The sequence below is a fragment of the Desulfosporosinus metallidurans genome (assembly GCF_001936615.1).
GTDB classification, from domain to species: domain Bacteria; phylum Bacillota; class Desulfitobacteriia; order Desulfitobacteriales; family Desulfitobacteriaceae; genus Desulfosporosinus; species Desulfosporosinus metallidurans.
In genome coordinates, this window is sequence record NZ_MLBF01000227.1 from 1 (window position 1) to 306 (window position 306).

The 306-nt window shown below is 42.5% G+C and carries 1 protein-coding gene; it reads right to left on the reverse strand.

What is annotated here, in order from left to right; genetic code table 11:
- Positions 1-306, reverse strand: a 306-nt coding sequence (locus DSOL_RS26480) for a pyruvate kinase (protein WP_235839023.1), incomplete at both ends; no start/stop codon positions are given.

The window sequence follows — 306 nt, forward strand, 5'->3', positions numbered from 1 at the left end:
TGCCCATTTCCTCAACAATTTTCCGCACCGCTAATATATCAGAAGCTTTACGAGTAAAGGAAGCCGCGATAAAATCTATCCCCTGGGTAACACCGAAACGAATGTCTTCAATATCCTTTTCAGTCACACCGGGCAATTTAATCGAAACTCCAGGAACATTAACGCCCTTTTGTGATTTTAAAATACCACCATTTCGCACCCTCGTCTTAATCTCTTCTTGCCGTACCGACACAACTTCCAAATCCAGCTGTCCGTCGTCAATTAAAATATGCGTCCCTGGAACGACATCTAGCCATAATTCTTTAT